Source organism: Brasilonema bromeliae SPC951, from assembly GCF_012912135.1.
Classification (GTDB): Bacteria; Cyanobacteriota; Cyanobacteriia; order Cyanobacteriales; family Nostocaceae; genus Brasilonema; species Brasilonema bromeliae.
Genome location: NZ_QMEB01000250.1, coordinates 1 through 9,621, shown reverse-complemented (window position 1 = coordinate 9,621; position 9,621 = coordinate 1). Strand labels below are relative to the sequence as shown.

Sequence of the window (9,621 nt, the reverse complement as noted above, 5' to 3'; positions counted from 1 at the left end):
ATTATTATTTTCAAGTTATTATCAGCCATTTTTAGTATAAAATCCTGAAAAAATCAGTTTCATAAAAAACAAGACTAAAAAATATCTACAGGAGTATATACAATGGACTATTCACATCGAATCAATCAAGTTTTACTGACTTTTACTGATAGTTTTAAAGAACATCGTAACGACCTTTCAGCACTGCTGCTAACCCCGGAAAAGCACTTGTGGTTGGGGTCGGATGAAACCTCAACGATTGAACGGCTATCTTTTGTAGATGTAAGTAACTTTGCAGAACATAAACAATTCCACGTAGCAGACTTTATCAGTTTACCTGCACCAGAAGAAGAAGAAATTGATATTGAAGGTTTGGCATATGCTGACTATTACCTGTGGTTAATTGGTTCTCACAGCTACAAACGCAAAAAACCTAAACCTGAATTTTCGGATGAGAAAAATATTAAAAGACTCACAAAAATCGCATCAGAACCGAATCGCTATATCATCGGACGTATTCCCTTGGTGGATGGTGAATTATTGCCATTATGCCAACATCCAAAAAAACCTGATGTACAATTAAGCGCTGCCAAAGTTGAGGTAACACAACAGGGTAACTTGCTCATGGAAGCAATAGCCGATGATCCACACTTGGGCTTTTTTGTGAAAGCGACAATTCCAGGTAAAGATAATGGCTTTGATCTAGAAGGAATAGCCATTTGTAAAAACCGAATTTTTCTAGGTTTGCGTGGACCTGTGTTACGAGGTTGGGCTATCATTCTGGAAATAGAGTTAGAAAATTCTGGTACCGGACTGCTGAGACTGAAAAATATTGGAGATGATGACAAGAGATACAAGAAGCATTTTCTCTTCTTGAATGGTTTAGGAATCCGGGATTTATTTTTAGATGGTGAAGACTTGTTGATTTTAGCAGGACCCACAATGGATTTGGATGGTCCGGTGCAAGTTTATCGTGTAAAGAATGGCCTACATTTACAAGAAAAAGTTCTCAATTATCCAGAGTTTGTGCTTGATATCCCATATGGAAATAGAGACGAACACGCTGAGGGAATTACTTTATTTCATGATATAGCTGGGGTACCTTCAGTACTGACAGTTTATGATTCTCCGGCAAAAAATAGGCTGGTGGGAGATGGTAGTGTACTGGCAGATGTTTTTAAACTGATGTAAAAAAAAGAGCAGGACTCTTAGCAGGACTTAGACAAAAATTAAGCCCAAATGTAACCCAAACTGGCTAGAGGCGCAAAAGTCAGATCTACCCAGTAAGGCGGTTTCAAAAAACTTTGAAATCCGCTTTACGTAAGCATTAGCCTTTTTTGACTGTGGGGAAGTTCAAGTTAGAACAACATTCAAAAGAGGCGATCGCCAACTTAGCTGATAACTACTTAACAAATCTGCTCCAACTCATCGAACATTGTCAATCTCCCGATGCAGGTGGCTACACACCCTCGGATTTTTCACTTGTGTAGCTTGAGCAAACACAACTAGACGACATTTTGAGCAGAGTAGAGTTTAAAAGTTGACGAAGACAACATGAACAAACTCTGCACTTAAATGTAAGTAGAAAAATTTTCGCGTAATTCCTGTAATTCTTCTTGCAAAGAGAGAGGTTGATAGCCTAAAGAAAAAGCCTTGGAACTGTCGAAAGAAACATCAGATGGTCTCGGTGCTGCCATTTTAACATCTTTTTGTCGGCAGGCTTTTAATTGATGAGCAGGAAGTTGAAAAATATCCACTAATAAGCGACCAAAATCATAGCGCGAAATTCGTTCTTTACCTCCTAAGTGAATACGTCCTTTGACTTTTTCCAAAGCTAATAACAATCCTTTGGCTGCAGTTTTTCCACTCACGGGTGTCCGGAATTCATCTATAAATAAATTTAACTCTTTTCCTTGTTCAAGAGTCTGAATAAATGGTTGGATAAAGCTTGTTGCTGTCGGTGTTTGCATACCAAACATTAATGGCATACGACAAATAGCAGTCATAGGATAACGCTCTAGCATACCTTCTTCAGCCATGACTTTTTGCTCACCATAAATATTGACAGGGCATACAGGATCTGTTTCACGATAGGGAGCATTTAAGCCATCAAAAACTAAGTCTGTTGATGTAAAAGCGCAAGGAATACAAGAATCTGCACAAAGTCCAGCAATATTGCAGGATGCTGTCACATTTATTGCATATGATGCCTCTGGATGAGTTTGACAAAAATTCGGTTGGGATAGTGCGGCGGTATGAATGACCGCTGCTGGTTGAAAATCACTAAATATTTGTTTCAGTTCTTGAAAATCTGTCAAATCAACTTTCAGCATTTTGATGTCTGGAATTTCTAAAGAATGAGAAAAGTAAGTTCCATAGACTTCCCATTCTCGTTTTGCCAGATGGCAAAGATGATACCCTAAAAAACCACTAGCACCAGTAATTAATAGTTTTTTCATAATTTCAATGTATACTCTAACGTAGATACGCTATGTTAAAAATATCACGACAGTGTGTCGATTTGAGAGCAGAGTCGATGTCTAAAAAAAGACATATATTTGACATAGATAATTTGACTGTAGGCATTATTGGTGCTGTAGCGGGTGTCGCTGGTTTAGTCTTGGCTTACGGTGTTGCTATTGGCTGGACTCCAGGTATATTCGGCTTCGGCTCAAAAGACCCCTTTTCTTGCGCCTTGCAACCCGACACACAAAACGGCGGTGAGGTGTGGATGGTAATGTATCGTAATGATCAGCGGACAAAGCCCTGGCTTCGATGGTCAACAGCTTTGGTGATGGCTGGAATACTCAGAAGCGGTGCGATACTATCGCCCAACGCTTGGAAAGCTTTCGCCAAGATGGTTTAATAGGTTTTAGTCATCGCTCTGACCCCAAAACACCCAATCAATCCGCGATATGTGCCAACACTAAACTTGACCGCAGTAATTGCAATTTGCTGGTGACGCTTAAACCTGGTGCTGACGGCTACGACTCCTTGCGGCGTATGCTTGAGGCTCTGAAAAATGGTACTAGTGTTGAGCAAGGCTCGAATGGTTCAACTGTCCCTATTCTTGCTCTTGGTTCGACATTTGTTAGCGTTGAAAACCTGTTGGCAGCTGAGGATCTCAAAGCTGGATTAGATACTAGTAAATAACATAATAGTGTGAAATGAGTATTGAACAAATTATTGTAGAAAAGCTGAGAACTTTGCCCCCTGAAAAACAACAGGAGGCGCTTGATTTTGTGGAGTTTTTGCAAACGAAAACTCGCAAAAGAGAGTTTTCTCATCAAGAACAACAGCCAGGGGTGTCAGCTTTAACTCTTGCTCAGAAGTGGGCTGGTTGTTTGGAAGGAGGACCATCAGACCTTTCTACTAACAAAAAGTACATGGATGGATATGGGGAGTAATGAGGCGGCGAGTTCTACTAGATACAGGTCCATTAGTAGCTTTCCTCAAGCGCCAGGATCAGTTTCATAGCTGGGTGACAGCGCAGTGGGCTACCATTGAGCCGCCTTTATTAACTTGTGAAGCAGTCATTTCAGAAGCTTGTTTTTTGCTGCGAAATGTTTACGGTGGTCAAGAAGCGGTTATCGCCATAGTGAATAGTGGAGTGATACAGATACCTTTTCGCTTAGATGAAGAAACTGGTATTATTGGGGAATTGCTTAAAACCTACCAGTCTGTACCGATGTCTTTGGCTGATGCTTGTTTAGTGCGGATGGCTGAACAGTATGCTGATAGTGTTTTGTTAACTTTTGATAGTGATTTTCTCGTCTATCGTAAGAACAAAAATCAAGTAATTCCTGTAATTATGCCTCAGGATAAATAGCTATAACGTCTATTTATAGCGCCCCAATTGATTCAGCAACCGCTTAAGTCAGGTTTCAGAGTGATCGCTTTCTGTGTACGAAAAAATACTTAAAAAAACAGGCTAATTACAGTTAAATTTCTCAAGCAAGTCCAATCATCACCCATATTAAGGTTCCACCAAAAAGCCATCGCCCTGTTTTATTACCTACGACTGTTGCCTACCGCCATACTTTCGTGATTACCATGAGAGATCTGTTGAACTTAGGCGTGCTGGTGCGACAATATAATCATGCCGATTGAATCTAATTCCAACTCATCGCAGTCTCCTAAACGAGAATCTGTTCCCGAAGACATCTTACAACCAGATGATTTCGAGGACGCAGGTGAAAATGGCCTTGTACCAGATGAACTCGCCACTCAACAAGCTCTTTCCGCAATTTCAGCCCTACAATCTCCACGCCATACAGCAGCCCTTCAACAAGCGCGTTCTAGCTTCCAAGGACGCAATCAAGCTGTAACAGTCAAACCTAGGGCATTGTTGCTTATTTTAGTGGCGATCGCCATCATTTTTATCGGAATTGCCATCAATAACTGGTTGATTGGGATATCGGGAACTCTGGTAGCTTTGCTCATCTCTTCAGCGGTGCTGTTACCAGAACTCATAAATGCGATACAACAGTGGTTTTCGGTTCAAGAACGATCGCTGTTTGTTGCTTTTTTTGGATTTGTAGCAAGTCTGATTGGCTTTGTGAAATTTAGCGGTTTAGGCGATCGCATCCTAACTATTGGACGCCGAATCAACTGGGAAGCTTCTGGAACACTCGCGGAATGGTTTGGCGCTTTGGGGCAAATTCTCATCGCCATTATTGCTGTCTATGTTGCTTGGCGACAGTACGTCATTTCCAAAGATCTGACCATTCAGCAAAACCTGCTGACTGTCCAGCAAAATATCATTACCCAACAGCAGACAATTGATTCTTATTTCCAAGGGGTCTCTGATTTAGTATTGGATGAAGAAGGGTTATTAGAAGATTGGCCCCAAGAGAGGATGATTGCTGAAGGACGCACAGCAGCAATTTTGAGTAGTGTGGATGGTAGTGGTAAAGCCAAAATTCTCCGTTTTCTCTCGCGTTCCAAATTGCTGACACCTTTGAAGCGCGATCGCCATCTTGGTCGAGCTATTCTTGATGGTAATGGTGGTTATGCAGAAGATCGAAAGGCGGGTTTGCGTGTCATCGATTTAGGGGTGATGCTTGCTGGTGCAGATCTTAGTGGTACTGATTTGCGTTGGACTGATCTGTCGGAAGCAAATCTTGTCCGTGCTGATCTCACTGGCTGTGACTTAGTAAAAGCTAACCTCTCCCGAACTATTTTATATGAAGTAAAACTTGAGGGTGCAGATTTAAACGGAATTCGCTTATTCTATGGTTCCGCTGAAACCGCCTCGCCCCGTAGCCGCACTGAACCGCCAAACTATGAAACTGGCGAACACACAGGGGCTGTTGTAGAAAATGTCGATTTCAGTGATGTCCGGCGAATGTCTGAAGTTGCGCGTTACTATTGCTGCGCTTGGGGAGGAGAACAAACCAGAGGTACTATTCCCGGTGGTTGCGAAGGAATTCCGAATAAGTTAGGTAGATAATTATAAGCAACAAGATAAGCAACAACCAAAACCTTGGATAGAGATATCAAAAATTTTTTTCAGCTATAAAACAGAATTAGCAAAGCTTAACACAACTTGCACGACTTGAGACGGATTTTTCCCATACATCTGTATGGATCTCTCAAGCGTGCAAAATCTCTTCTTGTTTTAATTCTTCTTCTTTTAATGGAATTGCATAATATGCATGAATATTTTGTTAATCTTAATATATCTATAAATAATAGTGTTGATAAAACTAATTTAATAGAAATAGAATTGGTCAAAGCAGAACCAGAGGTTACACCATCACACGGGACAAAACAGCAACAAACAGCGGTACCCGATGGAATACTCTTTTGGCTTCCCTTGAGCTTAATGACCTTTTGGATGATTGTTGCTTTTCGGCTTTCAAATGCTTGGAAAGTTACACAACATAGATTGACAACAGCCAAAATCCTTTCTCAAGTTCCTTGTAATAAATGTCAATACTTCAAAAACAATCCTTATCTCAAATGTGCGATACACCCTACAACTGCTTTAACTGAAGAAGCTATCAATTGCTCTGATTACTCTCCTAATAACACAGATAGTTGAAGACTTCGTCATGAAGAAGACACAATACAGAACTCAGAATTCAGTTATTGTTCACTGTTTACTGATAACTGTTTACTGTGCTGAGTTCTGAGTTCTTTGTTGGTTAGTTCTTCTCTATGATCGCCTTATGCTTGTGCTATGGAGTCAGATTGATTCAAAGCAGAACGAACGTTCAATGATAGCATCACACGTGAAACACCAGTGGAGAGAATGCTGGCACCTACCAATGTCCCAATCACCCAAGGAGCATTGAAGGGCCATTGGAACCAAATCATTGCACCCAAGATTAGGGTAACAATACCATTACCCAGTGCCCAAGTCCAGTTTTGTTGCGGACGTAAGCGAAATGCCAGAATTAGCTCAAATACACCTTCTGTTAGCAAAAAGCTAGCTAACAACAGAGTCAGCGTGAGAATTCCTGTAAAAGGATAAACAAACAGCATCACGCCTGTTGCGAAGTAGAGAATACTCAGCAAGAGTTTCCAAACAAACCCTCCCTCATGGCGGGTTTGAAATGCATAACTCAGCTTGGCTGCACCCGCAGAAATTAGAATCAAAGCAATCCAAGTCTCAGCGAAGATTGTTGAGACAGAAGGCAGAGCAATTGCTACAATCCCGAAAGCAGTCAGGAGAATGCCAATTAAGAGCGAGTTATTAATACGCTTGTTGATATCACCAGACTTGTTGATATCACCAGAAATGTTCGTCGTCATAAAAATCTTTTCCCTGTAGTTAATTGAACTCTAAGATTTAGGCTAGAAAATTTCTCAAGAACTTTGTAGACCCTTAAGATATACGTCCAAGGAAGCTCTACCTACCTCTTCCTTCTTTACCCCCCTATACCCTTACACCCTTATACCCTTACACCCCTTCTTTTCCACCTTACCTAGCCATATTTCTAGGGCAAATTCCCCCCATTCTTCTGATGCTGTTCACACGAACAAAACGACACAATCGCAACATCAGGAAAAGTTACTCCTGTGTTATCTATCAAAAAGTAGAGGAATAAAATGTCTTCACCTAACGCCTTAGTGGCTTTGTCCAACAATATAGCTGACATTGTAGAGCAAGTTGGTGGTGCTGTTGTTGCTGTGAATGCTGGTCAGCGTTTTTCCCCTAGCGGTATCCACTGGCGCAATGGAATTATTATCACTTCCGACGAGTCACTCCGGCGCTATGACGAAGTCACAGTCACTTTATCAAATGGTAGTACTGTACCTGTCACACTCATCGGACGTGACCCTACCACTGATATCGCTGTTTTCAAAGTCGAAAATGCACAAATCCCAGTGGGGAAAATAGGCGATGCCAAAACACTCAAAGTTGGTCACCTGGTACTGGGACTAGGAAGAAGTAGCGAAGGTGACATTAGAGCAGCTATAGGTGCAGTGAGTGTTGTCAGTGGTGCTTGGCGGAGTATGATTGGTGGAAATATAGACCAGTTCATCCGTCCAGACATCACGCTTTACCCTGGGTTTGCAGGTGGACCACTTGTAGATGCTGCGGGTTTAGTGGTAGGCATGAACACATCGGGACGACGCGGTACTGCTCTTACCATACCAGCTTCTACAGTCAATCGGGTGATTGACGAACTGTTGGCAAAAGGACATATTGCACGCGGTTACCTGGGTTTAGGAATGCAACCCGTACGTTTACCAAACAACCTGAGAACAGCACTCAATTTAACTTCTGTTGGTGGAGTGATTGTTGTTAATGTAGAGCCAAATGCACCTGCTGACAAGGCTGGTGTGTTGATTGGGGATGTATTGATCACTTTTGATGGTACTCCAGTAGATGATACAGGTGATGTGTTGGCATTTTTGAATAGTGGCGATCGCGTTGGCAAAACCATCAAAGTGCAAGTTATCCGTGCTGGCGCATTAGTTGAGTTAGCAATAGCAATTGGCGAAAGATCCGCAAGCGAAGAGTGATACCAATTCAAAATTCACCCATTCATAATTGAAAAGTAAAACATGAATCTCACAACAATCACACGCTTGACTGATGAATTCGCATCGGTGGCTGAAAATCTACGCAAAGTGACTGTGAAAGTGCGTAGTAGTTCTTTTGGAAGTGGTTCTGGTGTTATCTGGCAATCCACCGAAAGAGATACTTTAATTATTACGAATGCTCATGTCGCTACTAACAACAAAGCAACTGTAGAACTATCGGATGGACGAGTTTTTGAGGCTGTACGTACTAATATAGACCCAACAAAGGATTTAGCTGCTCTCAAAATTGACGCGACTGATTTACCCACTGCAACTATCGGTCATTCTGATGCTTTACGAGTAGGTGAATTGGTCTTAGCAGTTGGTAATCCTTTTGGTGATAGCGGTGCTGTGACAACAGGGATTATTCACGCCAATCATCAACGTGTAGTCATGGCTGATATTGTGCTGTTTCCTGGTAATTCTGGTGGTCCACTTGCTGACTGTCTTGGGCGAGTCATCGGAATTAACACCATGATTGTCAACAATTTGGCTGTAGCAATACCAAGCCTTACTGTAGAACGTTTTTTGCATGGAAATCGTCAAAAGCTTGGTGTGATGCTGCAACCTGTGCTGGTGAATGCAACCAACAAACGCAACTTGGGTTTATTGGTGTTGTCGGTGAATTCTGGAAGTTCTGCTGAAGCTGCTGGTGTGCTTGTTGGTGATGTCCTTATTGGAGTTTCCGGAAAATTGTTTACCACTCCTCATGATTTAAGCAACTATCTTGAACACACTAACAACAGCGAACCACTACCGTTACAAATTCTGCGCGGCGGAAGGCAATTAGTTTGTCAGGTGGCGGAGGTGGTATGATTCGTGTGTTTGTAGTTGCTGCTTCCCCTGTGGTGCGAGCTGGGTTATCAGCTGTCGTGGCGACGAGTTCTAAACTCACAGTCGTAGGTACTGCATCAGATTTGGATGCATTGACAAGGGAATTTGAGCAACTACAACCCGATGTGCTGCTGTTGGATGTGAGTGGTCACTTTCAAGAATTAGTCTGGGAAAAATTGCTCTCTTCACAACAGCAGCCATACCCTGCAATTGTTGTTCTAACTGATGAACTCGATAGTCTAGACTTGGAAGCAGCGCTGCGTGCTGGTGTACGCAGCATATTGCCGAGTAGCAGCACAGAGTCGGAAATTGTGGCGGCTGTTGAGGCGATCGCCCTTGGACTAATCGTGCTACATTCTGATACTATCGAGTTTCTGCTTCCTCTCAAAGAGTCGAGTGTACGAGAGAAAGACACTGCACATCCTGTGCAAGCACTCACACCACGAGAAATAGAAGTTTTGCAGATGCTTGGTTCGGGATTGAGTAATAAGGCGATCGCCAAACGTTTAAATATCTCCGACCATACTGTTAAATTTCACGTCTCATCTATTTTTCAAAAGCTGGGTGTCTCGACGCGCACAGAAGCTGTGACTGTTGGTGTGAGGTTGGGTTTAATCATGCTTTGACTCAGTTATCAAGTACCAGCCGCAAGTACCAGCCGCATCAAGTTCGCCTAATTACTTACAATAAAAAGACCTCACCCCGCCCTTCACTGCACCCGCTTCATTTTTCATAGACAAGGATGGACAACCCGACAACAATGTCTACTCG

Annotated in this window: 13 protein-coding genes; 11 read left to right on the top strand and 2 right to left on the bottom strand. The window is 42.3% G+C overall.

The window, feature by feature from the left end:
- The first annotated feature begins 102 nt into the window (after window positions 1–102).
- Both DP116_RS24060 and DP116_RS24055 read left to right on the top strand, forming a co-directional pair.
- On the top strand, window positions 103–1,170 hold the full coding sequence (locus tag DP116_RS24060) for a DUF3616 domain-containing protein (RefSeq protein WP_169157564.1): 1,068 nt from the start codon (window positions 103–105) through the stop codon (window positions 1,168–1,170).
- Window positions 1,171–1,322: 152 nt separating this feature from the next.
- Window positions 1,323–1,469: a hypothetical protein gene (locus tag DP116_RS24055; protein ID WP_169157563.1), complete on the top strand. Its 147-nt coding sequence runs from the start codon at window positions 1,323–1,325 to the stop codon at window positions 1,467–1,469.
- Window positions 1,470–1,550: 81 nt separating this feature from the next.
- Here DP116_RS24055 and DP116_RS24050 read toward each other — a convergent pair whose 3' ends face one another.
- Window positions 1,551–2,438 carry an SDR family oxidoreductase gene (locus DP116_RS24050; RefSeq protein ID WP_169157562.1) on the bottom strand — a complete coding sequence of 296 codons (888 nt, stop codon included), beginning with the start codon at window positions 2,436–2,438 and terminating at the stop codon, window positions 1,551–1,553.
- A gap of 77 nt (window positions 2,439–2,515) precedes the next feature.
- Here DP116_RS24050 and DP116_RS24045 point away from each other — a divergent pair, with 77 nt between their 5' ends.
- From DP116_RS24045 to DP116_RS24020, 6 genes are all read left to right on the top strand, one after another.
- Entirely contained in the window at window positions 2,516–2,845 is a 330-nt protein-coding gene (locus DP116_RS24045; RefSeq protein ID WP_169157561.1) for a hypothetical protein, read from the top strand.
- On the top strand, window positions 2,755–3,132 hold the full coding sequence (locus DP116_RS24040; protein WP_169157560.1) for a COP23 domain-containing protein: 378 nt from the start codon (window positions 2,755–2,757) through the stop codon (window positions 3,130–3,132). Before DP116_RS24045 ends, DP116_RS24040 begins: the two co-directional genes overlap by 91 nt.
- Window positions 3,133–3,146: 14 nt before the next feature.
- The gene (locus DP116_RS24035; RefSeq protein ID WP_169157559.1) at window positions 3,147–3,386 is read left to right on the top strand and encodes a DUF2281 domain-containing protein; all 240 of its coding nucleotides are present in this window, start codon (window positions 3,147–3,149) and stop codon (window positions 3,384–3,386) included.
- Window positions 3,386–3,808 carry a type II toxin-antitoxin system VapC family toxin gene (locus DP116_RS24030; protein WP_169157558.1) on the top strand — a complete coding sequence of 141 codons (423 nt, stop codon included), beginning with the start codon at window positions 3,386–3,388 and terminating at the stop codon, window positions 3,806–3,808. Before DP116_RS24035 ends, DP116_RS24030 begins: the two co-directional genes overlap by 1 nt.
- A gap of 270 nt (window positions 3,809–4,078) precedes the next feature.
- Window positions 4,079–5,431: a pentapeptide repeat-containing protein gene (locus DP116_RS24025; protein ID WP_169157557.1), complete on the top strand. Its 1,353-nt coding sequence runs from the start codon at window positions 4,079–4,081 to the stop codon at window positions 5,429–5,431.
- Between the two features lie 201 nt (window positions 5,432–5,632).
- Window positions 5,633–6,025 (top strand): hypothetical protein, encoded by a 393-nt coding sequence (locus tag DP116_RS24020; protein WP_211173479.1) that lies wholly within the window; start codon window positions 5,633–5,635, stop codon window positions 6,023–6,025.
- Between the two features lie 125 nt (window positions 6,026–6,150).
- On the opposite strand, the gene DP116_RS24015 is transcribed toward DP116_RS24020, so the two are convergent.
- Window positions 6,151–6,738, bottom strand: coding sequence for an HdeD family acid-resistance protein (locus DP116_RS24015; protein ID WP_169157555.1), 588 nt, complete (start codon window positions 6,736–6,738; stop codon window positions 6,151–6,153).
- Between the two features lie 297 nt (window positions 6,739–7,035).
- On the opposite strand from DP116_RS24015, the gene DP116_RS24010 reads away from it, so the two are divergent.
- The 3 genes from DP116_RS24010 to DP116_RS24000 are packed head-to-tail and all read left to right on the top strand — an operon-like array spanning window position 7,036 to window position 9,476.
- On the top strand, window positions 7,036–7,956 hold the full coding sequence (locus DP116_RS24010; RefSeq protein WP_169157554.1) for a S1C family serine protease: 921 nt from the start codon (window positions 7,036–7,038) through the stop codon (window positions 7,954–7,956).
- A gap of 42 nt (window positions 7,957–7,998) precedes the next feature.
- A complete protein-coding gene (locus DP116_RS24005) occupies window positions 7,999–8,832 on the top strand; it encodes a S1C family serine protease (RefSeq protein WP_169157553.1) in 834 nt (277 codons plus the stop codon).
- A complete protein-coding gene (locus tag DP116_RS24000) occupies window positions 8,829–9,476 on the top strand; it encodes a response regulator transcription factor (RefSeq protein WP_169157552.1) in 648 nt (215 codons plus the stop codon). The genes DP116_RS24005 and DP116_RS24000 overlap by 4 nt, the downstream gene beginning before the upstream one ends.
- Window positions 9,477–9,621: the final 145 nt, after the last annotated feature.